Here is a 26,403-nt window from a genome sequence, read left to right on the forward strand (position 1 = left end):
AGGGTCGATTTCGGCGGTTCGTTGCGAGCCCGGGATTGACCAGCGGTTTGTTAGCTCAACTGTCCGTTGAGCGGTATTTCGCATCGGTCGTCGTTCGCCGGCCCCCACCCGCCGGATTGATGTCGCTCCCCGGTACTCTGACGAAGGCTTCCTTATCGCGATTGCCGGTGATGAATCTAGATTTTCGACAGGCCGCAGCCGGAGATTCGGAATGGCTATTTGACACGTACCGGCGAACGATGAAAGGTTTCGTTACATCAGCGTATGGCTGGGACGAGGACTTGCAAAAAGCGGGGTTTGCGAAAAGCCTTCGACAAGGATCTTGTCAAATCGTCACGTGGGAAGGCACCCGATGCGGGTTTGTGCATTGGGAGGTCGAACCGGATCTCGTATGGCTGAGGATGCTTTGTATCGTGCCGGAGATGCAAAACAAGTCGATCGGCAGTGCAACGATTGCCAAGGTGATGACATTGTCCAGTTATTTACAAAAACAGCTGTACCTGAATGTCTTCGTATGCAACCGAGCTGCCTATGACTGGTACAGGAGAATCGGTTTTGTCGAAATTGAAAACGACGGCAAGGTCTCGACCTTGGCGCTCGCTCCTTCGCCTTCACCGGCCCATACGGAACGGCATATTTAGTCTCCCAAGCACGGTGTCCACGGCTCGGCGTGAATTGCTGGAACTGAAACCTGCAGCGCATCTTCAGTCATAATATCGCGCGCATAAGCAGCGTATCAAAAGGACGAGAATGGTGTCGGGGTCGAAGAGAAAAAGTATCGGGAAGCTCGCGATCGCGGTGGCGATTGCCCTGTCCCTAGGTGCAACGGTGTTCGCGCTCACGCCGCGCCATCGCGGGGCCGCCATTGCCGACCCTGCTGATGCTCAGGCCGCAGAGTCGGCGCTGGTGCGCAGCTTCAATGCCCAGCACTTCGATGACATTTATGACGGCGCCGCGGATGAGCTGAGGCTGGGGCTTCGACACAACGCCACGATCTCGGAGATGAAGGACGACTATGCCCGTGAAGGGGCGATCGCGCTCGACCGGGAGGCGCTGACAACCTGCTATCACCAGCAGGTTCGCATGGTGCGCTGGTGGACCTCGACGAAAGGGGTAGAGAACACGGCGACCTTCGTCTGGTATGTGCCCGATGGGCGACCCACCCAGCTCCTCATGGCGAGTATCAATCCAGGACATGCGCCGATCGATCGGGCGTCGTATCAAGCGCATCGCTGCGACAGCACGCGCTGAAATCCGGGCGTAAAAAAGAAGAAGCCCATGCGAGAGTGCATACGGATCTGGAGAAGCTTCAACGCTGGCTCAAGAGAAGAGCCACTTTCGGCCACCATGCGTCATTAACCGTGAGCGTCAACCGGACATTGCGGCGTCCGTCGCAGCCGGCGGATTCAACCGGTCGATGCAATAGTTTTCTGGAACCGTTCAGCCGGCGTTTCGTAATTCAATGTCTTCCTTGGACGCTCGTTCAGCCTTCTTGCCACGGCATTGAGTTTGGCCTGTGAGTACACCGACAGATCGATACCTTTCGGGAAGTACTGCCTCAGGAGTCCATTGGTATTTTCATTCGAACCCCGTTGCCAGTGGTGCTTCTACTGCCCGGACTGCAAAGTCAGGAACGAGTTGAAAGATATCGGCGCACCTGGTGGCCCTGTCGAGTTGGTTCAGCCAGAAAGATCCGACCTTCCCCACAAGGTAATAGCGACCGCTCGACCATTGGCGGACGGTAGATACGCAGCGCAATTGCGCGTTCAGAGGGCACTCGGTGTGAAAGGAACGTACGCGGTCGAAGAGCACTGGGAGCAGCTCGGTGTATTCCTCGACGCGCAAGAGGCCGTAGCGCATGCGAAGTCTTTCGCGACAGACCTGCTGGAGCGAAAGGCTTAGTCGCGAGTGGCACGCTGGATTGCGTCATACCTGGCGATGCGCGGATCTGTACGGGAGGACCACGACCGTAGTTCTGCGCGACAGCCTGGTGCGGTACGGCGTCCTTGCCGCGCAGAAAGCAATTCAGCTTTCGGCGCGCTCGACAAGCGGTATAAACGGATACCGCACCACTCCGAATACTGCACCAAACAAGATGTGACCGGCATGAATTCATGCCAACGTTGACTCACGAAGCACCACTGGCCGCGAGCTTGACAAATAGCCTGGCTGCTTCGTTGCCATGCGACAAAGCGCGCAGTGCAAGGGAGAGTGCAAGTTGTGCGTCGTGAGAGACCGCGCTTCGATCCTGATCGAAGAGCTTGACGGCGTGGCGCATATGCTGCGCCGCCTGAGTGTGAAGCTCAACGGCCGCCGCATGATGTTTTGCCACGTCCGCGGCACTTACGGCCGAACCGGTCGATGGAAGCGCTATTGATGGCGTATTAGCGCTGTGCGCGCCAGCGTCGTGTGCCTGATCGATCGCATGCAACGTGTGACCATGGGCCATCATAGCCTGATGTGCGGCGTGGCCAAAGTCTCGTCCCTCCTCGAAAAGCCGTGACGCTTCGCGGTGGTGTCGCGCGGCGTGCTCGTGGTGTGACGCCGCAGCTTCAAGATGACCAATCTTGCTGTGCTTCGTGCTCATGCAGGCTCCTGTGTAACTTCAGGATTGACTCGGATAGCGACCGATTCGAAGACACAGTGGCGGGTCGCAACAAGATCCTAATCTACGCGCACTTGCGCCTCATGTGGCTTTTGCGTGGGCGGCGCCCGAGGGAAACCAGTGTGCGCCGGTAATTGCGTTACTGGTGTCGGAGCCAGCCGCCAACACCTGCTGCACAAACGCCATGACGCCTGCGAGAGTGCCCCTGCCCCCCGCGTTCGTTCTATGGTCACCATGTCCGTTGCACATGATGAAATTTGACATTACGCCCCATCCGCCCGATATCGTCAGCAAACTATTTGGCAAGGCGAAACCGGATCAGCCGTCTCCAGCAACCGAGCCCATACCGGATCCTGCTGCGCCCCAGGCCGCCGCGCCGGACGCACCACCGCCCACTGCACCGCTGGCCGATGTGGATATCGCGGCAGTCATGGATCAGCTAGTCAGCGAAAGCGGGGAAACGCTCAACTGGCGCACGTCCATAGTTTTGAACGCTGATCCCTCGTGTCGGATGGCGTTGCATGCAAGGCGCCCATCCGAGGGGAGCCGAAAGGAGACAGTATTACCCCAGAGGATTCAGCGAAACTGAACTGCTGTTCGACTATCGCAGCTCAGTCTTTGCGAGCAAAGTGGGCCAGCTTGCCGGCAACCACTTCTTTTACGTTGCTCGAAGCCCGTGAGCATCTTGAGGCGTTCGACAAACTCGTGCTGTGGGAGAGCGCGCCGGAAATCGAATTCTCTCTGGTGGACGACTAACGGTTCATCGATGAAGCCGTGAGCCACGTCCCCCTCGTCGCATTCTTGCCTTGCGTACGCCAGGCCATATACTCGTGAGTAAGCCTCCCTGTAGCAGCGCCCGGCCTGCGCCCTGCGTCGACACCCACCAGGGAGCGGTGTTCGGACCCACCGTCATTCCTCTCACAATTCTGAGCCGTTGCGGCTGACGGCGTTGCCCTTACGCACGCGACGGCTCGACCATCGAAGGAGACCACAGCCATGAATCCGCAACCGTTTGTGGTGAAGCCGGGCGACTACCCCCGTGCTCTGAACGTTCTTGGCGAAGGGATCACCGTACTGGCATCGCGTGAGGCCACGCAGGGCTACGAAATTTTCCTCCAGCAAGGCCCGGAAGGTAGTGGCCCGCCGCCCCATAGTCATGACTGGGATGAGTCGTTCTATGTCATCAAGGGTAGTGTCGAGATCAGTTGCAACGGAAGGACTACGACTGCGACGCCGGGCACGCTCGTTCATGTACCGGCTGGCGCGGTTCACAGTTTCACGATGGGCGCAGACGGTTGCGAGATGCTTTCGGTTACGGGACACACGGGCACGGCGTCGTCGCTTTTCACGATGATAGATGCGGAAGTCCCGCCAGGGCCGCCGGATATTCCGAAGCTGCTGGAGATTGCCGGGAAGTGCAATGTGCACGTTGGGGAATGAGGGAACGCCGCGGACCCCGATGGACTGCAGTACTTTTTCAGAAACCGGGATGGTCGCTGCAACCCTGTTGCTTTTGTCATGGCTGGAAAGTGTCGCTGAGCTCGGCGCGCGCAACTGGTGGTTCACGATTTAGACCGCCGGCACTGGCCGGCTGCTGGGCGTCAGCGGAGGGTGCCTGAAAGTTCTATCATGGTGACCAGTGAGGTCGCCATGACTTATCGGAACCTGAGCGTCGAATGAAGCCGCTACGCAATACCGACTCCGCCCCAGGGCAGTGGTACATCGACACAGCCTGCATCAATTGCGGTGCATCGCGTCACGTCGCGCCTGGGCTGATTGTCGAACGAAACGACAAGAGTGTCTTCGTTCGGCAGCCCGGCACGCAGGAAGAGCAGCTTGCTGCCTGGCGTGCGGTGCTCGTATGTCCGACAGCATCGGTACGCAGCGAAACGAAGCAGCCCCGCCCGAACGCCACGATCTTTCCGCAGCAGATCACGTCGGGTGTGTGGCGCTGCGGATTCAACTCGCGGTCATCGTTTGGCGCACATTCTTATTTTGCCGCGCGTCAGGACGGCAATCTGCTGATCGACTCACCGGGCTATGCGGCGGAACTCGTGAAATGGTTTGACGCCGCCGGTGGCATTGCACACATCCTTTTGTCGCATCGTGACGACGTTGCAGACGCCGACAAATACGCACGTCAATTCGGCGCGCGCGTCTGGATTCACCGGGAGGACAGCTCGGCTGCCCCCTATGCTACGGATCTGCTCGACGACCGTTCCGCACCGGGCATTGCGGCCGGCGTCCGCGCTATCCCGATGCCCGGGCACACTCGGGGTAGCGTCGTATACCTCCTCGATGATCGCGTGCTCTTCACGGGTGATTCGCTCGCCTGGAGCCCACGCGAGCGCGACCTCGTCGCGTTCAGGGACGCGTGCTGGTACTCATGGTCGAAGCTCACCGAATCGCTCGGCAAGCTGGCCGCGTATCGTTTCGAATGGCTGCTTCCGGGTCACGGTTGGTTCACGCACTTGCCGGCCGGGGAAATGAGTACTCGCCTGCTAGCGTTGGTTGAGCGCATGCGAAATGATTGAAGTCGACGGAAACCCAGCGCGCACCTCGCACCGCACCACACATGACGCGTCTCGTCGAGCGCGAGCTCTGGGAGGTGGTGAAGACCTGCGTCGATAGCCTGCCGCGGCGTCGCAGTGCCATAGCCACTGCGGGCGCGCGAGCATGCTGCCGCAAGCGCAGGCCCGGCTGAGCGCCATGACCTGCTCCGACTCGCTTCGCTGTGCTTCGACGAGTCCCGCTCCGCCGCGTTCAGGCTTTCAACACCCCGAAGATCTCGCTCAACATCGCCTTCGCATCGCCGAATAACATGCGGTTGTTGTCCTTGTAGAAGAGCGGGTTGTCTACGCCGGCATAGCCCGAGGCCATGCTGCGCTTCATCACGATCGAGGTCCTGGCCTTCCAGACCTCCAGCACCGGCATGCCGGCGATCGGGCTCGCCGGGTCCTCTTGTGCCGCCGGATTCACGATGTCGTTCGCGCCGATGACAATCGAAACGTCCGCCTCGGCGAAGTCCGCGTTGATCTCGTCCATCTCGAGCACGATGTCATACGGCACCTTCGCTTCAGCCAGCAGCACGTTCATGTGGCCCGGCATGCGCCCCGCCACCGGATGAATAGCGAAGCGCACGTCAACGCCCTTCTCGCGCAGCACCCGGGTGAGCTCGTACACCGTGTGCTGGGCCTGCGCCACCGCCATGCCATAGCCGGGCACGATGATCACGCTCTTCGCGTCGCGCAGCAGCTCCGCGGTTTCGGCGGAACTCACCGCCACCACCTCGCCGGCCGGCTGCTGTGCGCCGCCGGCCGCCGGTGCCGACGCGCCGCTGCCGGCACCGAAGCCGCCGGCAATCACGCTGATGAAGTTGCGGTTCATCGCGCGGCACATGATGTACGACAGGATCGCGCCCGACGAGCCCACCAGCGCGCCGATCACGATCAGCAGGTCGTTGCCGAGCATGAAGCCTGTGGCAGCCGCCGCCCAGCCCGAGTAGCTGTTGAGCATCGACACCACGACGGGCATATCGGCGCCGCCGATCGCCATCACCATGTGCACACCGAACAGCAGAGAGATCACCGTCATCACGACGAGCGGCGTGATGCCATCCTGAATCGTCTCTGCATGCAGGAACGCCCTGCCGAACACGATCACCACCAGCAGCGCGGCAAGATTGAGCCAGTGGCGCGCCGGCAGCAGCAGCGGTTTGCCGCCGATCCTGCCCGACAGCTTGCCGAACGCAATGACCGAGCCCGCGAACGTTACTGCACCGATCAGGATACCGACGTAAATCTCGACCTCGTGGATAGCCTTCTCTGCGCCGGTGAACTGCACCGACGTATCGACGTAGCTGGCAAAGCCTACCAGGCAGGCCGCGAGACCCACGAGGCTGTGCATCAGCGCGACCAGTTCGGGCATCTGCGTCATCTGCACTTTCTTCGCGGCAAGGAGGCCCACCGCGCCGCCGACGACCAGTGCAGCGACAACGTACGGAATGCCCGCAGCCGACACGCGCGGACCAAGCACCGTGGCCAGCACCGCGATGAGCATGCCGATCATGCCGAGCAGGTTGCCGCGGCGCGCGGTCTCGGGATTGGCCAGGCCGCCCAGGCTCAGGATGAAGAGAATCGCCGCGCCGATATAGGAAACGGTAGTCAGGTTGGAAGTCATTGTTGTCGTTCCCTCATTTGCGGAACATCGCCAGCATGCGTCGCGTCACTGCGAAGCCGCCGAACATGTTGACGGCCGTAAGTGCCAACGCGCCCACGGCGAGGCCCAGGATCAGCCCCGATGGCCGGTCGCCCACGGCGGACCCGTCCAGCGGCGGCGCGACCTGCACCAGCGCGCCGATGGCGATGATCGACGAGATCGCGTTGGTCACGCTCATCAGCGGCGTATGCAGCGACGGCGTGACGTTCCAGATCACCATGTAGCCGACGAAGCAGGCCAGCACGAACACCGTGAAGTGCGAGAGGAACGTGGCCGGTGCAAACAGCCCCACCATCAGGAAGGCCAGCGCGCCGATGCCGAACGCGATGGCCAGCGACTTCGCCGACATCGGCTCGCTGCTGCCGTGGCCCTTCTTCGGCGCGGCCGCCGCCGCGGCAGCCGCGGGCTGGGGTTTGGGCGCGGCGGCGGGCTGTTTGATGGGTGGCGGCGGCCAGGTAATGCTGCCTTCCTTGATGACCGTGAGGCCGCGGATGGCGTCGTCGTCGAAATCGACGTTGATCGTGCCGTCCTTCGTCTTGCACAGTTCCTCGACCACGCGCAGCAGGTTGTTGCCATACAACGTGGACGACTGCCTCGCCAGACGCGAAGCAAGATCGGTGTAGCCGACGATGGTCACGCCGTGGCGCACCACCGCCTCGCCGGGCACGGTCAGCTCGCAGTTGCCGCCCTGCTCCGCTGCCATATCGACGATCACGCTGCCCGGCTTCATCGACTGCACCATTTCGGCCGTGATGAGCTTCGGAGCCGGCTTGCCGGGAATCAACGCCGTGGTAATGATGATGTCCGCGTCCCTCGCCTGCTGAGCGTACATCGCGCGCTGCGCCTGCTGGAAGCCCTCGCTCATGACCTTGGCGTAGCCGCCGCCGCCCGAGCCTTCCTCCTCGTAGTCGACCTTGACGAATTCGCCCCCAAGGGACTTCACCTGATCGGCCACTTCGGCGCGCGTGTCGTTGGCGCGCACGATCGCGCCGAGACTGGCCGCGGTGCCGATGGCAGCCAGGCCGGCCACGCCCGCACCAGCAATGAAGACCTTGGCCGGCGGGACCTTGCCGGCGGCGGTGACCTGACCGTTCAGGAAACGGCCGAACGCATGGGCTGCCTCGATCACCGCACGGTAGCCGCTGATGCCGGCCATCGAGGTGAGCGCATCCATCTTCTGCGCGCGTGACAGCGTGCGCGGCAGCGAATCGATCGCCAGCACGGTGGCATGCCTCGCGGCCAACTGCTGCATCAGTTCGGGGTTCTGGGCAGGCCACACAAAGCCGATCAACGTGCTGCCCTCGTGCATCAGCGCGACTTCCTCGCTGCTCGGGGGGCGCACCTTGAAAACGATGTCACTGCGGCCCCAGAGTTCGGCGGCCGTTGCGACGACCTCGGCACCCGCAGCACGGTAATCACCATCGTCAAAGTTCGCACCTGCGCCGGCGCCGCTTTGCACGGCTACCGCGAACCCCAGCTTGATCAGTTTCTCGACCACCTCGGGCACGGTCGCAACGCGCCGCTCGCCGGTGGCTGTCTCCAGAGGAATGCCAATCAGTAATGTCATATCATCAATTGATGGTAGTGGCCGTCGCGAGGAACTCGGGCCTGCGCCTCAGGCTTTCTCGCAGTAGGGAGGAGCGAACAATGTCGATATGTAAAGTACTACTAATATTACGGGATCGTAGAATTGATCAGAGTGCCCATCAATGGCTCCATAAAAGACGAAAGTGTCCGAATGCCACAAGAGCCGCTCACGGACAATAAAACAGAACGCAGTCGGTGGTGCGATGCAACAATACCATTCTAAGGTCGAGTTGCCGTATGTCAATCGTTTGTTCGTGGGAGCCGCTTCATGTCTCATAAGCGCATCGGCAAACGCCTTGTCGGCTTTGACGTGCAGGCATTTACCAGGTATAAACCCGCACACAGGATGCGCCCTCGTCGCAAAGGCCAAAATTCGTATAACAACTGTTTGCAATGCAGCAAAAACGAGTTGCGATCCGTCTTTCTTCTCGCTTCGAAGGAAACGGCTTGGCTCGCCGTACCACGACCCACGAGGCGATGTGTGCGCCCGTGTTGCCGACTCGCGTCGGGGTGGTCGCAGTCGACCCGCTCAAACAATCAGGATCACGAATGATGAAGGTGACGCTATCTCGGAGCGCAGTCTCACACTCGACATCCGGCAGGAGGCCAGCACCGAAACGGCGATCCTGTCGCTCGCGTCCGCGGCCATGGGAGCCGCAATCGTGAATGCCGCAAATCGCGATCGGCCGCGGGCGCGCGTGCGTTTCGTCGCTCTGCAGGGAGCGGAAATGACCAGAAGGAAATCAGGCTGACCCCGCCGCGCCGCCTTATCGCTTCAGGCCCTTTGCAGGATATCAATCGCCTCTTCGGCATCGCCCAACGAGTCGACGGCGAGATAGGCAACGAACTGCGTGCCAAGTACAGCGGCCGAGACCCCGCGGAGGTTGATTCCCCCATCAGCCAACATCGAGGTAAGTTGTGCGATGACACCCAGCTGGTCCAGACCCATTACCCGGATGGAGTGAAGGCCAGGGGTGACGCTGAACCCCGCCTTTGTGGCGGCACGGATCGCACTGTCTCCCTCTATCGGAGCGACAAACACGACCCCCTTACCCGACGCCTCCGGCGCGCGGCGTGCCACGATGAACTGCAAGTCGACACCCGCATCCCGCAACACGCTTAATACCTTTGCAAGGCCGCCCGGTTTGTCGTCGATCGTAGCGGCCCAAACATCGACAAGTTCCACGCTCAGTTCCATGGCAGTTCCCCAGCCTCGGACCTCATTGAAAAAATCTACTTCACGAACGGCGCGCCGGCAAGGCCTGTCGGACTACGCGCCGGCCGGCAATCCGCGTCCGGCTTGCTGCCACTACGCATCTGTATCAAGATCAAGTCGACCTTCATGACAGACGATCCCGATCGCGAACCTGTTCCCGATCCCGACAAACTCAAGGGCCCTGGCGGCATGACTTTGCGGCAGATCCACGCACAGGTGCAGAAGTCCGTCCAGCGCGACCGCGAAGCGCAGTCTGCGCACAACTCGCAGACGCCGCCGCAAAGCCGGTGGCAGCGGTGGGTGCGCTATGTATGGGGTCCTGGCGGGCGGTCCTGGCTGCAGTTTGATGAAGGAAGCCGGCGGTATGAGAACAACTTTGCTGATCCACGCCACTCATCGAATGCAGTCGCTTATACGAAATCGACTCCGTCAAGGGCTTTGTCATCGCAAGGATCTCGAGGCGAGCGAAGTTGCTATGCGAGGTACTGCTTAAAATGGCTCAACCGTTCTCAATAGAATAAGCACACGCGATGGCATTGCGGAGTCCAAGGCGAATCAATGCGTCGCGCAAGCCTTACGAGTAACCCTGCAAAGCTGCCCGGAAATGAGTTCAGGCAAGATTCTGTGCGGCATCGCAATAGCCGCGCTGTCCACGGCGTGCGCCGCTGCGGGGGTGGCCGATGCGTGTTTGCCATCGTTCTCCGAGGTCGACGTCCAGAAGGGACTCGAAATCCGGACCCGCTGCACTATCTCCGCGCCAGCGCTCGCGCGTGTCACTGAACGCCTGAACCGCACGGTGAAGAGCGACGGGCTCTCCGCAGCACAACGTGTTGCGCTTGCGACAGCGGCCAACGTGATGCTGCACGCGGTCGTCTCGCAGGCAGATCACGGCGAACCCGGAAGCGCAGTCGCGTTCATCAACTTCGAGCTGATCCTCGAAGGCCTGGCGTCGCAGATCAGGACGCGCACCGATTTCGACACCAGAGCCGAAGCGTCGAAATGGAACACACGTTACGAAGATCTGCTGCGCAGATTGTCGATCACACGCAGTGCGGATCCCATCGAGCTGCAGCTCGGGGAAGCCGTGAGGCGCCTCGACCTGGATGAAGCATCTGCGCTACTCATGCGGCTAATTGCCAAAGCACCCGCAGCCGCCCAGCTATCAGCGGCGCTCAGCTACGAAGCGGCGGTCGTCGAACTGCTTCGCTTCATGCCATGGAACGCGCTGCCGTACCTGGAGAAGGCCCATGCGCTGCAACCCGACGACGTGGGCATTGCCACCGCATTCGCCGACACGCTGCTCGTTCAGCACGAGCCTGAGCGCGCGGAGCCGGTGTATCAGGCCCTGCTGATCCGTTATCGCACGCTTGCGCAACAGAAGCCCGCCATATGGCAGCCGTCCATCGCGCTCACCCTCGGCAAACTCGGCGGTCTGTATGTGATGCGGCAGCAGCACAAGGAAGCCGAAGACGCGTGGCTGCACGCGCTCGAAATCTACTGGGCGCTGGCGCAGATAAATCCTTCTGCATATAGTCCTGCAGTGGCTGACACCATCGACAGGCTCGCAACGTTGTATCGCGACACGCAACGTCTTCAGGATGCGACAGACGCGTGGCGCGAAGCCCTCGCCCTCGACCGCGCACTGGCCCGACAGGACCCGGCCATGTACCGGCCCGCGGTCGCGTCGACGCTCAACGATCTCGGCATTCTCTACAATGCAACACAGCGCACGCGCGATGCGGAACTCGCCTATCGCGAAGCGCTCGGCATCCAACGCGAACTTGCACACGACAATCCCGCGACCTGGCGTCCGGCGCTTGCGCGCACGCTGAACAACCTCGGCAACCTCTACAGCGCAAACGGGCGGCTGCCAGAAGCCGAACGCGCTTACCGGGATGCGCTGGAGATCCGCCAGCAACTCGCCCGCGAAAGCCCTGCGCTTTACCAGCCCGACGTCGCGCGTACTCTGGGTAATCTTGGCGTGCTGTACCGCCTCGAGCGGCAGCCGGCCAAAGCGGTTCAGGCGTATCAGCAAGCGCTGCAAATCGATCATACCCTCTCACGAAATATGCCTGCGACGTACCAGCCTGACGAGGCGCGGATACTGAACAATCTGGGCGTCCTCTACAGCCGCACGGGCAGGCCGCGCGAAGCGGAAGACGCGTGGCGCCGTGCGCTCGATCTGTACCGCAAACTCGCACAAGACGATCCGTCGGCCTGGCGGCAGGATGAAGCACGCACCTTGCGAAATCTCAGCGCGCTGCTAACCCACACGCAACGTTCGGCTGAAGCTGAAGAATTGAATCGCAAGGCGGACGAACTGATCGATTCGACAGGGGCGCAATAGAGCACGAGGCAAGCCGCCGAACGTAGCGGACCAGCGCTGACATCGATTGCGCACCGCAACGCCGAGCCTCGTTACCCGGACACCCCCGGATGCCTTTTGGGGCGCCAGATACCTATGTCTAGCAGTCCTGTCCACCGCCAGTTGTGTATGGACCACTGATCGGCGACGGCTATGGTCGTTGCCAGGGCGGCGGTTGCCACAGGGGCTGGGAACACCACCACTGGCACAACGGTTGGTGACGCGCAGACCGCTGCGTTGCGGGCGCCGCGCTCATCAAATGGCACACCCCCCAAGCCGCAACGTTTCGTTCCTCAAGCGCTTTTCATTTCGCGCCATCCAGGTAGTGCCATTCGAAGCCGCGTGGGCCTTCATGCACCGTACCGCAAGACGTTTCCGGAAAGTGCGCGGGGAACACGATGGCCCCAGTTGCCGCCGCATGGTCGAGTAGCGATTGTCTTGATGCTCGCGCCTGCGGCTGATCAAGGCAAAAAGTTGAATTCCACTGAGGACGATAGACCTGCAGCGGACTATGCATGACGTCCCCAGAGAACAACGCCGTCTGTCCCTGCGAGCGAATTTCGATAGCCATGTGCCCAATGCTATGGCCCGGCGTCGGGAGAAAGCGAATGCCGTCGATGATCTCCTCCCCTTCATCGGACACGACGCGAGCCTGTTGGGCTTCGATCAGGGGAAGTATGCTGTCCTCGAATACCATGCGCCGCGGTTGCCCTTCGGGCGTTTCAAAATAATCGCGTTCGCGCTTGCTGAAAACGTAGGTGGCGTTCGGAAACACGGGTGTCCAGCGGTCGTTTTGCCAATGCGTATTCCAGCCCACGTGATCGACATGCAAGTGCGTGAGCAATACATGGTCGACTTGCTCGCGCCGGAAGCCAGCCGCTTCGAAGCGCTCAAGCACCGGGTTGTCGAGCTTATCGAAAAGCGCGCTAAATGGCCGCGCCTTCCCGTTGCCGATTCCCGTATCGACGACGATAGTCAGGCCGTTGATTTCCACGACCCACAAATGCGTTTTCAGCGATACCCGTCGATTGGTCAGATCGAGGCTGGCGGTAGAACAGTGTTGTTCCAGGTCTTGGCCGCTTGCGGCATCCCAGTCGGGAAACAAGACATCGGGAGCGAGTGCGAAGGCCGTTTCGTCGACCCGGGTGATCCTTGCCTCGCCCACGAGATGGGTATTGGAAGCGTCTTTAATGGCGATGTTGGATTGTCGTAAGTCATGGTAGTCCTTCACGCTACAGTCATCGTCTGCGCGACCGGCACGCGCCGCATGGCCAACAGGTAAAGCGCGGCACCGATCAGTGCAGCCACCCCGCCGGTCACGGCCAGCGCCACGCCCAGGCTGTTGTCGGTGTGCCCGAGGCGCTCGTTCAGGAAGCCGACGGCCAGAGGACCGACGCCTCCGCTGATCGCGTTGGTCATGAACACGAGCAAGGCCAGCGAGCGCCCACGCATGCGGTTCGGCACGGCGATCTGCAGCGGCACGGGCGCAAGACCCATCGCAATGCTCGCCGCGAACGCACAGGTACCATACAGCACGACCGCAACGCTGCTGTCGGCGACAAGCGGCATCGCAATCGCGGCCGGCACGAGCGCAGCAACCGCACCGCCGGAGAAGCCCAGCACTCTGCGCAAGGTACTTTCGTCGGTCACGCGCGTCGCGAGCATGCCCGCGCACGCGACACCGAGTGTCCCGCCGATCATGTAAGCCGGTGCGGCCAGCTGGCCCACCGTCTTCGGCGCGAGGTGAAAATGCCGCATCAGCAAAGTCGGAAACCATGCCGAGTGAGAGTAAAACACCGTGATCAACGCGACGTAAGCCGCGAAGTAGGCCAGACAGAAGCGATTACGCACGAACAGTTCGACGATGACATGCCGCAGGGACGGCATGGCGTCTTCCGCTTTTGTCGCATGATGCAGCGTCTCCAGGCGGACCGGTTCGCGAACCGAGAATGCCACCAGCGCTGCCAAGACGAGCCCGGGCAGTCCGACCGCGACGAACACCATTTGCCACGGTTCAAAGCCATGGGCCGCGAGCCAGGCACTATTGTCGCCATGGGCGGCGGACAACAGCATGCCGCCGCCGAACAACGCGACGCCGCCTCCCACATACGGCCCAAGCATGAAGACACTGCTCGCGCGCGCCACGCGCCGCGGTGGGAAGATGTCGCTGAAGATCGACAGTGCAGCCGGGCTCAGTCCCGCCTCGGCGATCGCGGTCCCGGCGCGGGCGATGAGCAGTTCGGAAAAACTCGAAGCGAATCCGCATGCCATCGTCGAGACAGCCCAGATCGCAATACAAGCGGCGATCAACCTGACGCGATTGGTTCGATCGACGAGCCGGGCGACGAAGACACCCGCTGTCGCGTAACACATCGTGAACGAAAGCCCCTGCAGCAAGCCGATTTGCGTATCGGTGAGCGAGAGCGACTGCTTGATCGGCTGCACGAGAATGCTGACGATCTGCCGATCCAGATACGAGAACGCGAAGCACGTGAAGAACAACAGCACGACGTAGACGGGGTATCGCACGGCGTCTGGAGCTGGCCGGGCTGCGTTTTCGTCCGGCTGGGTCAAAGTGGGATAAGCGCTCATACACTGTCTCCGGAGGATGAGTCGGTGAATCGTCAGTCGCAGTCGTTCTTTGGTTTTCTGCTCAGTTTGCATCGGCATCCGCGGCCAGCAATGCGAGGCAGTCGCCGGGTTCCACGCGCGCAAAAGTGCGGATGCACATGACGGTGGCGCCCGCGCGAAAGCGGATTTCCCGCGGCGCCTGCCAAGGCTGATGCGGATCGAAGAGACGTCCCGCGATCTGACCTTCGCGAACGCGATCGCCAAGCGCGAAAGCGGGTTCGAACACGCCCCCAATCGGCGAGTACACATAGTGGCGTGCGCCCTCCACACGCAGGAATCGTGTCTCGCCCGCAGGCGATGGACGCTCTTCAGGTGTCATGCCGAGCCGATGCAGGAGACGACGCAGTCCGCTCTCGACGATAGCGAGATTGGCAGCGTCGCACCCGGCGTGGCCGCCGAATTCGCCGCACAGGAAGAGCTTGCCGTGGCGTTCGGCGGCCGCCGCGAAAGTGCGATCCTCGCCGAGCAGATCCATGATCATCGTGTTCGGTGCCCCGAACGCACGCACGAGGTCGAGGTAGAAGTCACGCCGCTCGCCCTCGGCGGGCGGTGACGCGAGAAGCGTGGGAGCATGGTCGAACGACGCGCCGCCGGCGTGAAGATCGATCACGATATCACTGCGCGGAAGCAACTCCGTCTCGACGTAATGCGCGATCATCTCGGTCGGCTGCCCATTGCGCGCACCGGGGAAAAGCCGGTTCAGATTGCCGCGGTCGATCGGGGATGTGCGCGAGCCGTTGATGAAGGCTGGGAAATTCAGCGCTGGGATCACGATCAGGCGCCCGCGTATCGTCATCGACGGCAGCCGCTGCAATAGTTTGGCGAGCGCCACGGGGCCTTCGTATTCGTCGCCATGGTTACCGCCCGTGAGCAGAACCGTCGGGCCTGTCCCCACGCCAGCGTTGAGTACGGCGAGCGGGATGGGTATGTGCCCGTAAGCCGAACGGTCGTGCGACCAGGGCAGTCTGAGCGTGCCGGTCTGAAAACCCGTGCGCTCAAAATCAACGTCAGTGGCGATAAGCGATGGAAGATTGGACATGGTGCGACCAGTAATGAGCGAGGCGGCGCCCCGTTGTCCTTACTATCGCCGACGATAGAGCGCCTGGCCAATGCCGTTTTCTGTTCGGGTGATGCCTTGAAGGCATCATCGTCTACGCTCTCGTCCATCGACCTGCCACGGCAAGGCGTCGCCTACCTGAGACGATCGACGAAACGAACCAGAGCGACGTTTGCTGCGTTCGCGGCGTAGCAGAATTCGAGTGGTAACGGCACCGACAGATCTTTCAGATCGACGAAGCGCACGCGTGCTGGGGGACGATCGCGATTGGCCGCGTTCACGATCGCGGCCCCCATGCCCGCGGACACGAGCGAAAGAATGGCGGTTTCGGTGCTGGCCTCCTGTCGGATGTCGAGCGTCAAGCCGCGCTCGGCGCAGGCGGACAGCAGACGGTCGTAGTACGCCGGGTAGACGCGTCGAGGAAAGGCGATAAATGGGATGTCCCGGAGGTCCGTCGTCGAAACGGCCTCCGCCTTGCCGAGCGGCCACGCGTCGGGCACGGCCAGCAGGACATTCTGTTCGAGCACGAGCACGCTCACGATGCCTTCGGGGAGCACACCGACCCGATAGCAGAAACCGCCGTCGAGCCGTCCCGCCGCAATCGCCTCGAGTTGTTCCGGCGTATTCATCGGCTGCAGTTCCAGCGCCACTTGCGGCACTGCCTGTTCGAATTCGCGCAACGCGCTCGAGACAAGGCCACTCCACGCTGCGTTTTCGACGAAACCGATACGCAACAGGCCGCGCGAGCCGGAGGCAATCTGGCGGGCCAGGCGATTGGCGGCATCGACGCGGGCCAGAATCTCCCGTGCTTCGGACAGGTAGGCCTCGCCCGCAGCCGTGAGCATCAAGCCACGCGGCGTGCGTTCGAACAGCGTCGCGCCAATGGCGTGTTCGAGGTCCTGAATTTGTCGGGATATCGCCGGCTGCGTCACGTGCAGTTGTTCGGAAGCCGAGCGCACACTGCGCAATTCTGCGACAGCAATGAAATAGCGGAGATGCCGGAGTTCCATGGCGATGTGGGACCAGGACGTTAGAGCGCCATCGTAAACCGTTGCATGCGTTGAATGGCCGCCCAGCGGAAGTCGACGTGAGCCAGGCGCTTGGGGCTCATGAGCAGGAGCGGAAGCTCAGCCGCCAGTACGATCGGCGCGCGGTGCTTGGGATCAGAAGTTGTGCTCCACTGTCGCTTGCCAAACTTATCAGATTCGGCCGCTCGTACCTGCTGCCTGTTTGCCGATACAAAGATGGTTCGAGGGGACCGCTTCGCATGCATATTGCCCTGCCGCCACATGGCGCAGACTGAGTGGCCTTACGTTTTAAACCCAATGACCCAATCCCATCACCCCATGATTTATGGTTCGCTGACGGAATGTAGAAATGTCCTGGTTTCGCAACCTTTTCCGACAGCATGATCCGCGCTGCGCGGCGATGAATATTGACTAAGCTACTGTGGTTGGATGCAATGGTCGAGCACCGCTTTGAATTAATAACGTATGGGAGAATGCCCATGTCATCGCTCCGCAGGCTGAGTCTTTGGCGTATAGCGCCGATTTTGTTTTCTTTCTGGGTTGTCACAACGATATCGAGCGCATCATCGTTTGCAGCCGTATTGCCGGACCAAACGCTCGTGTTTTGTTCAGAAGGCAGCCCAGCGGGTTTCGACTCCGCACAATACACGACTGGCCTCGAATTCTCTGCCGCGTCGTACACCGTCTACAACCGCCTTGTCGAATTTGAGCATGGCGGTACAAAAGTCGAGCCGGGTCTTGCCGAGAGGTGGGAGATTTCATCAGACGGCCTGACCTACACGTTTCACCTGCGCCATGGCGTCAAGTTCCATACGACGTCCTTCTTCAAGCCCACGCGCGAATTCAATGCCGATGACGTCGTCCTGACATTCGAGCGAATGTTCGACTCAAACAATGCGTTTCGCAAAGCGTACCCCGTCCAGTTTCCGTATTTCAAAGACATGGGACTCGATAAGAGCATCTCCAGGATCGAAGAGCCCGATCCATACACCGTGCGCTTTACCATGAAGACTGTGACCGCGCCCTTCCTCTCGGAACTGGCAATGCCATTCGCATCCATCATCTCCGCCGAATACGCTGATCAGCTGATGAAGGCTGGCAAGGCGTCCGACATCAACCTTTACCCCGTTGGCACCGGTCCTTTCATCTTTGTCAGCTACACGAAAGACGCGACGATTCGTTTCGACGGCAACCCTGACTACTGGAAGCCGGGCGTTGTGCGAGTGAGCAAATTGATCTTTTCAATCACACCGGACGCTGCTGTGCGCGAGCAAAAGTTGAAGGAGAATGAATGCCAGGTCATCAGTTATCCCCGTCCACAAGCAATCGCATCACTGGAGAGCGATTCGCAGCTCAAGGTGCCCCACCAGGTCGGCTTCAATCTCGGTTTCCTTGGATACAACACGACGCACAAGCCGCTCGATCGGGTCGAGGTAAGACAAGCGCTCGATATGGCGATCAACAAAAAAGCAATTATCGATACGGTTTATGAAGGAGCAGGACAGTTGGCCACAAACCCAATGCCGCCGACTCAGTGGTCCTATGACAAGGGGCTCAGGGATGCACCTTACGATCCGGGCAAAGCGAAGGACATGCTCGCAACGGCTGGATTTCCCAATGGTTTTGAGATCAGCCTATGGGCGATGCCGGTGCAACGACCGTACAACCCGAACGCGCGACTGATGGCGGAGATGATCCAGGCAGATTGGGAAAAGATCGGCGTACACGCCAGAATCGTCACCTATGAGTGGGGCGAATACATCAAGCGGGCGCATGCGGGCGAACACGACGCGATACTTATCGGCTGGACCGGAGACAACGGTGATCCGGACAACTGGCTTGGCGTACTTCTTGGCTGTTCTTCAGTTAACGGCAGCAACTTTTCCAAGTGGTGCTACCAGCCGTTCGAGGCTCTGATCCAGAAAGGCCGTGCCACGACCGACGTGTCATCCCGCACCGACTACTACACGCAAGCGCAGGAGATCTTCAAGCAGCAAGTGCCGTTTACGCCTATCGCGCATTCGACCGTCTACCAGCCAATGCGCAAGAACGTCACAGGCTTCAAGATCGATCCGTTTGGTCCAACGCAGTTCTGGAATGTCGGAATGAATTGACACCCGGATCACACGGCAACGAACGGTCCGTCGCGCGCCGAGGATACTCGTCCCGCAACGGACATTGTCGATCGTCGAGCCGACATTGCAAGCGCCCTTCTCCGTTCGGAAGAAGGGCTCTTAGCCGGCCGTGTTTGGCGTCAGGGGCGGCTAGCGTCTCAGAACTGCAGCGGCACGGGCTGTAAACTCTGACTAAGACGCCAGGTGGATCGGCTCGACTCCCCGATGTTTGCGGTACCTGGCCACCTGGCCGCGTCACCAGAATCGCCGCCCGCGCTACCGATAGCCGCCGCCCTGCAAGAGGTTCGTTAACGCAATGGCTTACTGACCGAAGTAAACCGGCTGCAAGCCGGTAACAGGCGCGGGTGCGCCAGACGCAGACGAGCCGCTGACCATCCCGCCGTAGCTGCTTCCGCCGTTTTGCGCGGCCACGCGCGCTTCGGCGGCCTGGATATCAGCTGGATAGTTGGCATTGTCGCCGTCACCGATGCGATAGCCAGCCTGTTCGAGTTGTACGAGCTCGGCGCGCACCTGTTCGCGTGTCACGGCGCTGTCCGCTTGTGCGAACGAGGTAACCGGAGCAGCAATGACAGTAAGCACAACGACAGTTTGCACAAGGAGTTTCATGATTAGGTCCCTCCAACGATTTCGACCCGGGATGCGGCGGGCCTTCCTGGATGCAACCGGCGTCAACGACCCGTCGATGCAGTCTGAAGCAGGAAGCCTTCAAGAGCGCTAGCCGCACATCCGACTGACCCGGACAGTACGGGAAGCGCGCAGTAACACGAGTCCGAGCGGCGCGAAAGCGAGCCGTTTCGCTTCGCTGATTTACTCCCATATCGACTGAGGCCCGGCTCGAGGCAGGGCGCTCTGCCTCGAGCATGGGACCGGGTTGAACGTATGCTAACGGTGAGCCGCGGAACGCCGTTACAGCGTCGGAATTACACCCGAAGACCGCTGCAGGTGGCTCTCTACGCGTTTGACGCCAGGCACACCCTCTGCCGCGATGCGGATTGCGCGCTTTTCTTCGTCGGACTCGATCACACCCCACAGATGCGCGACGCCGTCCTTGACGAGCACGCTCTGTTTTGGCAACCCCCAGCGCTGCCCGTGCATTTCGCGAACGATCGCGTCGCGCAGGCTCGCATCGTCATGCATGTGCCCGTCCACGGGCGGTTCGACGTTCGCGAGCGCGCGAATCAGGTTTGCCCGGCACACGATTCCGATGAGCTTACCGTCCTTCAGCACCGGCACGCGTTTGAGGTGCCGACGCTCCATGAGTTCGGCAATCTGCTGGAGCGGCATGTCTTCAGAAATCGAAATCACCTGATCGGACATGACGTCGCTCACGAGACGACCGTGCTCCTTCACATAGCGCGCCGCCTGGTCGCGAGGGGACGACGCAAGAGCTTCGAGCCACCACGGGCGCCTGCTGCGCCCTGTGCCGTTTTCTACGCGATGCAGCAGGTCGCGATGACTGACAATGCCCACTACCTGTCCGTTCGCATCGACAACCGGCATACCGCCGATATGTTTATCGACAAACAGTTGTGCAGCGTCGTGGATTGTCATGTCCGGACTAGCGGTGACGACTGACGAAGTCATGACGTCGAATGCGCGCATGATCGCTCCTTTGGCGTGGCGCGGCGGATCTTCATTCCTTGGCCACCGTCGCTCGGTTTGGGCAGATGCACCGGCGGCAGAAGCCCGGCGCTGGGCAGTTAGACTGTATGCGGGGCACCCACTCGGATGAATAAGGCGCCCGTCCTAAAAGCGCCTAGGGGATTGCCTTATTCAGTGGACGGGCTCGGCCCTATTGGCTCTCGATCCACTGAATGGCGAAGCGCGTCAGCTCCTTGCCGCTACGGATATTGAGCTTCTCTTTGATATTGGCCTGGTGCGCTTCGATGGTCTTCACGCTGCGGCTCAGCTTCTGCGCGATGTCGCGGGTGCTGAAGCCGAGGCCGATCAGATGCAGGACTTCGAATTCTCGTTCCGACAGGCTCGCAATGGGGCCTTCTGGCTTTTTGCTGGGAACCGCAAACGCGCGTGCGAGCTTCTCATGCATGGCGGCACTCATGTAGATATTTCCCGCCAGCACTTCGCGGATGGCGCTCACGACATGCTCCGTGGCCTCAAGTTTCATCAGGTACCCGTTTGCCCCGGACCGCAGGGCGCGTTCGGCAAAGAGGCTTTCGTCATGCATGCTGAGGACAAGGATTCGCAAATCCGGATGGCGGTGACGCAGCGTCTTGACAAGTTCGAGGCCGGAGTCCGTTTGCAGGCTAATGTCCACAATGGCCAGGTCGGGCTGGCAGTCCATCGCCGCGAGCGCCTCTTCGGCGCTGGCCGCTGAACAGCAGACGTGCAGATCTTCTTGCAGGTTGAGCAACAGGGTCATCCCGTCCCGGATGATGGGGTGATCATCCACGATGAGGATTTGCGTCGCACGGCTTCGGCTAGCGCACATTCTGTACATGGCCGCAACCCTCGGGGAGCGGATAACTGATGGCGACGGTCGTGCCGCCCAGGCCGTTGCGGGTTACGGTGCAGGAGCCGCCCAGCAAGCTGGCCCGGTGACGAAGATTATGCAGTCCAAGACCCGCAGCACGTTCCATTTCTTCGGGGCCGATGCCTATCCCGTCGTCACTGATGGAAAGTGTCTGCAGACCGCCCGCGCGCTGGAGGTCAATCCAGATACGGTGGCCGTGACAATATTTCAGAGCGTTGTTGACGGCTTCCTGTGCTGCACGGTAGAGGTTGACCTGCAGCAGCGGGTCGAGCAAGTCCACATCTGGCGCGATCTCCAGCTTGCAATCCACGCCGTTGAGTGCGCGAGCCGTTTCCGCGAGCGCATGCAGTGCGGCCGCAAGGCCGCCATACTCCATCGCGACCGGGTCCAGACCATGGGCAATCCTGCGGGTCATCAAGGACGCCTGCTTCACCAGGTCGACCAGGATCGCGGCGTCGGCGGCCGCTGGGTGCCCCTGCGTCTGCAGCTTCTGGTTCAAGGCGGCACAGTACAGGCCCAGACTGGTCAAGTGTTGCCCGAGCCCGTCATGCAACTCCTGCCCGATGAGCCGCTGTTGCTGATCGCCGATCTGGATCAGTTCCCCCTCCAGCCGACGGCGCCGCACCATCTCCTCCTTGAGTTCGTTGTTTGCCCTCTCCAGATCTTCCGTGCGTTCCTCGACGCGTCGCTCCAGTTCGATGTGGGCTGCCCGCAGCAGATCATGGGCGCGCCGTTCCTGAGCACGTGCCGCCGCGAGCAGCAGCCCCGTAATCGCGACGACGTTCGCGAACGTGCACCACCTCACGAGGCTGTCCACAGGATCCTCGGCAGCAAAGGGCCCCGTCCCGTGCCTGGTACCCCAGACGGCCAGGGCCGAGATCGTGAGGGTCACGATGCTCGCACCCAGGCGATCGAATCGCAGCGCCCCCCAGATGACGAATGGAAAGATCGCCAGGGCTGCAGGATAGTAGCCATGCCCGGCGAGTTGCGGAGCACCGAAGATCAGGTAGCTCACCCAGACGGTCGCAGCAAGCAGTGCGCACGCTTCCACGGCCTGCTGCGCGGAGCGGATAGGGTTCGAATACCTGAGGAAGCTGAAGAGGGCCGGCGCCACGACGAGGACCCCCATCATGTCGCCGAGCCACCATTTCAAAAGGGCTGCGGCGTACCCGGCCGCGGGCACCAGGCCACCGTATAGCAGTGCGGTTGTGCCGACCAGCCCACTGAGTGCCGGACTCATCACCGCAGCCAGCCCGATGAACGCCAACACGTCATTGATGCGTTCAAGGGCAATCTGAAATCGCGTCACGCGGTTCAGCAGCAGGGCTGCCGTCAACGGTCCAACCATGGACCCGATGCCTATCACCGCGGCCGCGGTTGCCGGCACGCCCGCCGACACATTGGCGAGGAAAGAGCCGACTGCAATTCCCGGGGCAACTTCGATGCCAAAAGCGAGCAGCGCAACCAGAGCAATGCCGCTGGAGGGCCAAACAAGAGAGATTGCGCCGCCCACTACTGCATAGGAAAGTCCTAGCTTCGCAGCTGCGAAATACGCCGCTGCAACAATTCCGGTGTGCAGGAAGAGGCTGAACCTGGAATTGTCCCGAATGGTGGCCATTGTTCGCTTCAAATCCAGAAGCTGGAGCGCGAGCACGCGGGGTGCTTCCGGCGTGTGAACGTGGGGGGCGCCGGTCAGTTTGTGAGTCACCTCGCGCTTGTTCCCACCTGACTTTTCGATTGTGCTGGCAGCCAGCGCGTTAATCAAACACTACACAGCGCAGCTATATGCATCGTCTCCGTGTAATCAGGTTGATACCTTTGTCAACGTACGCCAGCGCCTCGTCCGCTCGCCCGGACGAAGCGGCGAAGATTACGAGCCGTCGATCAGACTGCAATCCAGCAAGACGCCTGTCAACGTCGACGTCAGCTCGACGGCGGCAGTCTGATCATCGCCCGCGGAAAACGCCAAATCCGACGCGGCACGTGCATCGTCGAGCGCCTGCCGCAGATCAGACGACCCCTTTGTCAGTTGCGGTGAGTTTGCACGTGTGCCTCTAACCCCTGCTTCGAAACGCGATGCGAAATAGCGCGCGATGCGGGAAGCAATTTCCTGCGTTTCGTTTTCGGTTTGTAGCTGCTCAAGTGCATACGCCCGCGTCGATTCACTCATCCAGTATGTTGCAACGGGACCGTCAAAGCTGACATTCACCATCGACTTTTCCACGAGTTCGCCAATCCCATCGATTGCAGCACCGATAGTCAAGCCTGAATCGCAGGCGACGGCACACATTGCTTCGAGCGTAAATCCGCCGCCGAACATCGCGAGTCGCCGGAACAGCGCCTGCGCGCCTGGATCGAGCAGCGCGAAGCTCCAGTCGAACGTTGCACGCAGTGTCTTGTGACGTGGCAACGCGGTGCGGTACCCACCCGTCAGGATCGACATCCGGTCGTCAAGGCGCCGACACACACCTTCGATACCGAACGACAAGACGCGAGTTGCCGCCAGTTCGATTGCCAGCGGTATGCCGTCGAGCCGACGGCATATTTCGCCGGCCATCAACGTTTCTGTCCTGTCGAAACACGCCTTTCCCAGTAGCGCCCGTAAGCGCCCGAGAAAAAGGTGCACGGCGGACTGCGCAAGGATCTCCTGTTCGGTGGCGTCATGCGCGGGCACGTCGAGAGGTCCGATACGTATCGTCGTTTCCTTTGTGATGCGCAGCGGCTCCCGGCTCGTGACCAGAACGCGCAACGCAGGGTTGCCGACTGTCAGAGTTTCGACAATCGCGGCCACGTGAGGAATCACATGCTCGGCGTTGTCGAGAACCAGCGTGCGGGGATTGTCCGCCTCGGCCCGGCACCGTGACGATGCAGTCGCGGTCCTCACCTAATGCTTTATGCAGCGCCGAAAGGTGTACCTGGATGTTGTTCTCCTCAACGACCGTATCCGGCCCAACAGGCGTCATGCGCGGGCAACGAAGGTTCGGACATTCAGACGTCCGTTGCGCCCTGGAGGCGGCTATTCAAATCGCGCGTACGGCCTGATTGCCCCCCGATGGATGGCTGGCAAGCAATGCAGCGCAGCGCTCTCGCAAGAATCCATGCAACGCGTTAATCGCCCCCGACAGTTGCGCACGGTGGGCACAAATCAAGTGCAGCGGCGCAGGCTCGCAGTCTTCCGGCGGAAATAACTCCACCAGCCGGCCTGCCTTCAGATCGTCGATGAGGTCCAGTCGCGACTTGTAAACAATGCCTTCCCCCGCTACGGCCCAGCGACGAACGGCATCGGCATCGTCGCTGATGCGATTACCGGTCACGGCCACGGTGCGCTCGCCGCCTCGCAGGGTAAACCGCCAGCGCTCATGGACTTGCTCGCTCCAGACGTACCGAAGGCAGTTGTGCCGCCGCAGATCCTCAACTTTGGTCGGTGCGCCATGCCGTTCGAGGTATGACGGTGCGGCACACAATGCGCGTCGATTGTTGTCGACCAGTTTCATGGCCAGAAGAGACGAATCTGGCAGCGCGCCGTAGCGCACGACTGCATCCAGCGGCTGTCGGATGAGGTCGGCCGCACGGTCGCTTATTTTCACGTGCAGCGACAAACCAGGGTGCCGGTGCTGGAATTCATCGAGCCACGGTAACAGCAGGTTTCGCCCAAAGTCCGACGGGGCGGACAGCCGCAGCGGCCCGGACAGCGCCTCCCGGCCGCTGGCCAGGGCCTGCTGGCCCTGCTCCAGCGCGCTAATCATGGCCCGCGCATGCGGCAGATAACGCTCCCCGGCCTCCGAAAGTTGCATGCTTCGCGTAGACCGCGTAAAGAGGCGCGTGTCCAATGCTTTTTCGAGCCGCTGAACGGATGCACTCGCGTGTGCGGGCGCAATATTCAGCTGGCGCGCCGCCTCCGAGAAGCTGCCGTAATCCACCGTGTGCACGAAGATCTGAACGTCATCGAGTCGAATCATTTTCGTTGAAATGCCGAAACTGTTTGGGCTTCGCGGGTATTTATCCGCGTATCGACGAAAGATAGCATGGTCTCACACCCCAAGGAGATCACGTGTATGAAAGCCATCGGCTTCTATCAGAACCATCCCATCAGCCACCCGCAGGCGCTGCAGGACATCGAGCTGCCCACGCCCGAACTGCGCGAGCACGATCTGCTCGTGGAAGTGAAAGCGGTGTCGGTCAATCCAGTCGATACCAAGATCCGGCGCGGTGGAGATATTCCGGAAGGCGGTGCGCGCATCGCCGGCTGGGACGCGGCGGGAATCGTCCGCGCGACCGGTCCGCTGGTCACGCGCTTCAAGGCAGGCGACCGCGTCTGGTACGCCGGTGACATCACGCGGCCCGGCAGCAACAGCGAACTGCACGCCGTGGACGAACGCATCGTCGGTCCCATGCCGGCATCACTGGATTTCGCAGAGGCCGCTTCATTGCCGCTGACCACGATCACCGCGTGGGAACTGCTGTTCGACCGTCTGCGTGTTCAGGCGGCGGACCCGACCGAACACAACGTGCTCCTCGTGATCGGAGCGGCTGGCGGCGTAGGCTCGATCCTGACGCAGCTGGCGCGCGAATTGACTGGCGTGACGGTCATCGGCACGGCCTCGCGACCGGAAACCCGCGAGTGGGTGCTGGCTCATGGCGCGCACTACGTCCTCGACCATCATCAGCCCTGGGCACCCCAGTTGGCCGCGCTCGGCATCGAGCACGTCACTCACGTTGCCGGGCTCAACAACAGCGCTGCCTATGTGCCGCAAATCGCCGCCGTGCTGCGCCCGGAAGGCCAGTTCGCCCTCATCGACGACCCGGTGGGTCTGGACATCGGTCCGTTCAAGGGGAAATCCATCTCCATTCACTGGGAGCTGATGTTCACCCGCGCGATGTTCACCACCGACACGATCGCACGGCAGCACGCCTTGCTGCGCCGCGCGGCGCAGCTGGTGGACCAGGGCCGCCTCGAGCACACCATGACCCGGCGCATCGCCGGCATCAACGCCGCAGGTCTCATCGAAGCGCATGCGCTGGTCGAGGCCGGCGACATGATCGGCAAGGTCGTCGTCGCCAACCCCTGAA

General features: G+C 61.2%; 22 protein-coding genes and 3 pseudogenes. 10 read left to right on the forward strand and 15 right to left on the reverse strand.

Annotated features, from left to right (window positions below; genetic code table 11):
• The first annotated feature begins 35 nt into the window (after positions 1 to 35).
• Positions 36 to 641, forward strand: coding sequence for a GNAT family N-acetyltransferase (locus VSR34_RS14675; RefSeq protein WP_244145357.1), 606 nt, complete (start codon positions 36 to 38; stop codon positions 639 to 641).
• A gap of 109 nt (positions 642 to 750) precedes the next feature.
• Positions 751 to 1,251, forward strand: a complete 501-nt coding sequence (locus tag VSR34_RS14680) for a hypothetical protein (protein ID WP_028232108.1) — start codon at positions 751 to 753, stop codon at positions 1,249 to 1,251.
• Positions 1,252 to 1,406: 155 nt separating this feature from the next.
• Here the strand turns inward: VSR34_RS14680 and VSR34_RS14685 are convergent.
• Positions 1,407 to 1,598: pseudogene (locus tag VSR34_RS14685) on the reverse strand (IS30 family transposase); the annotation flags it as partial.
• Between VSR34_RS14685 and VSR34_RS14690 the strand changes: the two are divergent.
• Complete coding sequence (locus tag VSR34_RS14690; protein WP_028213685.1) at positions 1,570 to 1,902, forward strand: hypothetical protein; 333 nt, start codon at positions 1,570 to 1,572, stop codon at positions 1,900 to 1,902. The pseudogene VSR34_RS14685 and the gene VSR34_RS14690 overlap by 29 nt on opposite strands.
• A gap of 226 nt (positions 1,903 to 2,128) precedes the next feature.
• Here the strand turns inward: VSR34_RS14690 and VSR34_RS14695 are convergent, their stop codons facing one another.
• Entirely contained in the window at positions 2,129 to 2,587 is a 459-nt protein-coding gene (locus VSR34_RS14695) for a hypothetical protein (RefSeq protein ID WP_154671449.1), read from the reverse strand.
• A gap of 268 nt (positions 2,588 to 2,855) precedes the next feature.
• On the opposite strand from VSR34_RS14695, the pseudogene VSR34_RS14700 reads away from it, so the two are divergent.
• From VSR34_RS14700 to VSR34_RS14710, 3 genes and pseudogenes are all read left to right on the forward strand, one after another.
• Positions 2,856 to 3,092 (forward strand): annotated as a pseudogene (locus VSR34_RS14700) (DUF3597 family protein); the annotation flags it as partial.
• A 509-nt stretch (positions 3,093 to 3,601) separates the two neighbouring features.
• On the forward strand, positions 3,602 to 4,045 hold the full coding sequence (locus VSR34_RS14705; RefSeq protein WP_028213686.1) for a cupin domain-containing protein: 444 nt from the start codon (positions 3,602 to 3,604) through the stop codon (positions 4,043 to 4,045).
• Positions 4,046 to 4,281: 236 nt separating this feature from the next.
• Positions 4,282 to 5,139: an MBL fold metallo-hydrolase gene (locus VSR34_RS14710; RefSeq protein ID WP_342962771.1), complete on the forward strand. Its 858-nt coding sequence runs from the start codon at positions 4,282 to 4,284 to the stop codon at positions 5,137 to 5,139.
• Positions 5,140 to 5,368: 229 nt separating this feature from the next.
• Here VSR34_RS14710 and pntB read toward each other — a convergent pair whose 3' ends face one another.
• Together pntB and VSR34_RS14720 are read right to left on the reverse strand one after the other, a co-directional pair.
• Positions 5,369 to 6,784, reverse strand: a complete 1,416-nt coding sequence (gene pntB / locus VSR34_RS14715; RefSeq protein WP_342962772.1) for a Re/Si-specific NAD(P)(+) transhydrogenase subunit beta — start codon at positions 6,782 to 6,784, stop codon at positions 5,369 to 5,371.
• Positions 6,785 to 6,797: 13 nt separating this feature from the next.
• On the reverse strand, positions 6,798 to 8,390 hold the full coding sequence (locus VSR34_RS14720; protein WP_028232676.1) for a Re/Si-specific NAD(P)(+) transhydrogenase subunit alpha: 1,593 nt from the start codon (positions 8,388 to 8,390) through the stop codon (positions 6,798 to 6,800).
• Positions 8,391 to 8,973: 583 nt separating this feature from the next.
• On the opposite strand from VSR34_RS14720, the pseudogene VSR34_RS14725 reads away from it, so the two are divergent.
• Positions 8,974 to 9,129 (forward strand): annotated as a pseudogene (locus VSR34_RS14725) (LysR family transcriptional regulator); the annotation flags it as partial.
• 56 nt (positions 9,130 to 9,185) lie between these two features.
• On the opposite strand, the gene VSR34_RS14730 reads toward VSR34_RS14725, so the two are convergent.
• A complete protein-coding gene (locus VSR34_RS14730; RefSeq protein ID WP_028213691.1) occupies positions 9,186 to 9,608 on the reverse strand; it encodes an ACT domain-containing protein in 423 nt (140 codons plus the stop codon).
• Positions 9,609 to 10,230: 622 nt separating this feature from the next.
• On the opposite strand from VSR34_RS14730, the gene VSR34_RS14735 reads away from it, so the two are divergent.
• Positions 10,231 to 11,973, forward strand: a complete 1,743-nt coding sequence (locus VSR34_RS14735) for a tetratricopeptide repeat protein (protein ID WP_342962773.1) — start codon at positions 10,231 to 10,233, stop codon at positions 11,971 to 11,973.
• A 322-nt stretch (positions 11,974 to 12,295) separates the two neighbouring features.
• On the opposite strand, the gene VSR34_RS14740 is transcribed toward VSR34_RS14735, so the two are convergent.
• From VSR34_RS14740 to VSR34_RS14755, 4 genes are all read right to left on the reverse strand, one after another.
• Complete coding sequence (locus tag VSR34_RS14740) at positions 12,296 to 13,183, reverse strand: MBL fold metallo-hydrolase (RefSeq protein WP_342962838.1); 888 nt, start codon at positions 13,181 to 13,183, stop codon at positions 12,296 to 12,298.
• Between the two features lie 35 nt (positions 13,184 to 13,218).
• On the reverse strand, positions 13,219 to 14,583 hold the full coding sequence (locus VSR34_RS14745) for an MFS transporter (RefSeq protein ID WP_028232674.1): 1,365 nt from the start codon (positions 14,581 to 14,583) through the stop codon (positions 13,219 to 13,221).
• 61 nt (positions 14,584 to 14,644) lie between these two features.
• The gene (locus tag VSR34_RS14750; protein ID WP_028232673.1) at positions 14,645 to 15,661 is read right to left on the reverse strand and encodes a succinylglutamate desuccinylase/aspartoacylase family protein; all 1,017 of its coding nucleotides are present in this window, start codon (positions 15,659 to 15,661) and stop codon (positions 14,645 to 14,647) included.
• A 152-nt stretch (positions 15,662 to 15,813) separates the two neighbouring features.
• Positions 15,814 to 16,689: a LysR family transcriptional regulator gene (locus tag VSR34_RS14755; protein WP_028232672.1), complete on the reverse strand. Its 876-nt coding sequence runs from the start codon at positions 16,687 to 16,689 to the stop codon at positions 15,814 to 15,816.
• A gap of 497 nt (positions 16,690 to 17,186) precedes the next feature.
• On the opposite strand from VSR34_RS14755, the gene VSR34_RS14760 reads away from it, so the two are divergent.
• Positions 17,187 to 18,821: an ABC transporter substrate-binding protein gene (locus tag VSR34_RS14760; protein WP_342962774.1), complete on the forward strand. Its 1,635-nt coding sequence runs from the start codon at positions 17,187 to 17,189 to the stop codon at positions 18,819 to 18,821.
• A 321-nt stretch (positions 18,822 to 19,142) separates the two neighbouring features.
• On the opposite strand, the gene VSR34_RS14765 is transcribed toward VSR34_RS14760, so the two are convergent.
• The 6 genes from VSR34_RS14765 to VSR34_RS14790 all read right to left on the reverse strand — a co-directional run bounded on the left by VSR34_RS14765 (position 19,143) and on the right by VSR34_RS14790 (position 25,292).
• Positions 19,143 to 19,448, reverse strand: coding sequence for a DUF4148 domain-containing protein (locus VSR34_RS14765; RefSeq protein ID WP_342962775.1), 306 nt, complete (start codon positions 19,446 to 19,448; stop codon positions 19,143 to 19,145).
• Positions 19,449 to 19,748: 300 nt separating this feature from the next.
• Positions 19,749 to 20,444, reverse strand: a complete 696-nt coding sequence (locus VSR34_RS14770) for a CBS domain-containing protein (RefSeq protein WP_028213700.1) — start codon at positions 20,442 to 20,444, stop codon at positions 19,749 to 19,751.
• Between the two features lie 190 nt (positions 20,445 to 20,634).
• A complete protein-coding gene (locus VSR34_RS14775; RefSeq protein ID WP_238328002.1) occupies positions 20,635 to 21,252 on the reverse strand; it encodes a response regulator transcription factor in 618 nt (205 codons plus the stop codon).
• 28 nt (positions 21,253 to 21,280) lie between these two features.
• Complete coding sequence (locus VSR34_RS14780; protein ID WP_342962776.1) at positions 21,281 to 23,041, reverse strand: MASE1 domain-containing protein; 1,761 nt, start codon at positions 23,039 to 23,041, stop codon at positions 21,281 to 21,283.
• A gap of 162 nt (positions 23,042 to 23,203) precedes the next feature.
• On the reverse strand, positions 23,204 to 24,217 hold the full coding sequence (locus VSR34_RS14785) for a hypothetical protein (protein WP_342962777.1): 1,014 nt from the start codon (positions 24,215 to 24,217) through the stop codon (positions 23,204 to 23,206).
• Between the two features lie 136 nt (positions 24,218 to 24,353).
• Positions 24,354 to 25,292: a LysR family transcriptional regulator gene (locus VSR34_RS14790; RefSeq protein WP_028232623.1), complete on the reverse strand. Its 939-nt coding sequence runs from the start codon at positions 25,290 to 25,292 to the stop codon at positions 24,354 to 24,356.
• 96 nt (positions 25,293 to 25,388) lie between these two features.
• Here VSR34_RS14790 and VSR34_RS14795 point away from each other — a divergent pair, with 96 nt between their 5' ends.
• A complete protein-coding gene (locus VSR34_RS14795; RefSeq protein ID WP_028232622.1) occupies positions 25,389 to 26,402 on the forward strand; it encodes a zinc-binding alcohol dehydrogenase family protein in 1,014 nt (337 codons plus the stop codon).
• Position 26,403: the final 1 nt, after the last annotated feature.

This window comes from Paraburkholderia sp. JHI2823 (genome assembly GCF_038900695.1).
Taxonomy (GTDB): Bacteria; Pseudomonadota; Gammaproteobacteria; order Burkholderiales; family Burkholderiaceae; genus Paraburkholderia; species Paraburkholderia mimosarum.

Coding starts and splice junctions, on each gene's coding strand:
- VSR34_RS14680 (WP_028232108.1), top strand. CDS start 751: ATGGTGTCGGGGTCGAAGAGAAAAAGTATCGGGAAGCTCGCGATCGCG.
- VSR34_RS14695 (WP_154671449.1), bottom strand. CDS start 2,587: ATGAGCACGAAGCACAGCAAGATTGGTCATCTTGAAGCTGCGGCGTCA.
- VSR34_RS14705 (WP_028213686.1), top strand. CDS start 3,602: ATGAATCCGCAACCGTTTGTGGTGAAGCCGGGCGACTACCCCCGTGCT.
- VSR34_RS14710 (WP_342962771.1), top strand. CDS start 4,282: ATGAAGCCGCTACGCAATACCGACTCCGCCCCAGGGCAGTGGTACATC.
- pntB (WP_342962772.1), bottom strand. CDS start 6,784: ATGACTTCCAACCTGACTACCGTTTCCTATATCGGCGCGGCGATTCTC.
- VSR34_RS14720 (WP_028232676.1), bottom strand. CDS start 8,390: ATGACATTACTGATTGGCATTCCTCTGGAGACAGCCACCGGCGAGCGG.
- VSR34_RS14730 (WP_028213691.1), bottom strand. CDS start 9,608: ATGGAACTGAGCGTGGAACTTGTCGATGTTTGGGCCGCTACGATCGAC.
- VSR34_RS14735 (WP_342962773.1), top strand. CDS start 10,231: ATGAGTTCAGGCAAGATTCTGTGCGGCATCGCAATAGCCGCGCTGTCC.
- VSR34_RS14745 (WP_028232674.1), bottom strand. CDS start 14,583: ATGAGCGCTTATCCCACTTTGACCCAGCCGGACGAAAACGCAGCCCGG.
- VSR34_RS14750 (WP_028232673.1), bottom strand. CDS start 15,661: ATGTCCAATCTTCCATCGCTTATCGCCACTGACGTTGATTTTGAGCGC.
- VSR34_RS14755 (WP_028232672.1), bottom strand. CDS start 16,689: ATGGAACTCCGGCATCTCCGCTATTTCATTGCTGTCGCAGAATTGCGC.
- VSR34_RS14760 (WP_342962774.1), top strand. CDS start 17,187: ATGTCATCGCTCCGCAGGCTGAGTCTTTGGCGTATAGCGCCGATTTTG.
- VSR34_RS14765 (WP_342962775.1), bottom strand. CDS start 19,448: ATGAAACTCCTTGTGCAAACTGTCGTTGTGCTTACTGTCATTGCTGCT.
- VSR34_RS14770 (WP_028213700.1), bottom strand. CDS start 20,444: ATGCGCGCATTCGACGTCATGACTTCGTCAGTCGTCACCGCTAGTCCG.
- VSR34_RS14790 (WP_028232623.1), bottom strand. CDS start 25,292: ATGATTCGACTCGATGACGTTCAGATCTTCGTGCACACGGTGGATTAC.
- VSR34_RS14795 (WP_028232622.1), top strand. CDS start 25,389: ATGAAAGCCATCGGCTTCTATCAGAACCATCCCATCAGCCACCCGCAG.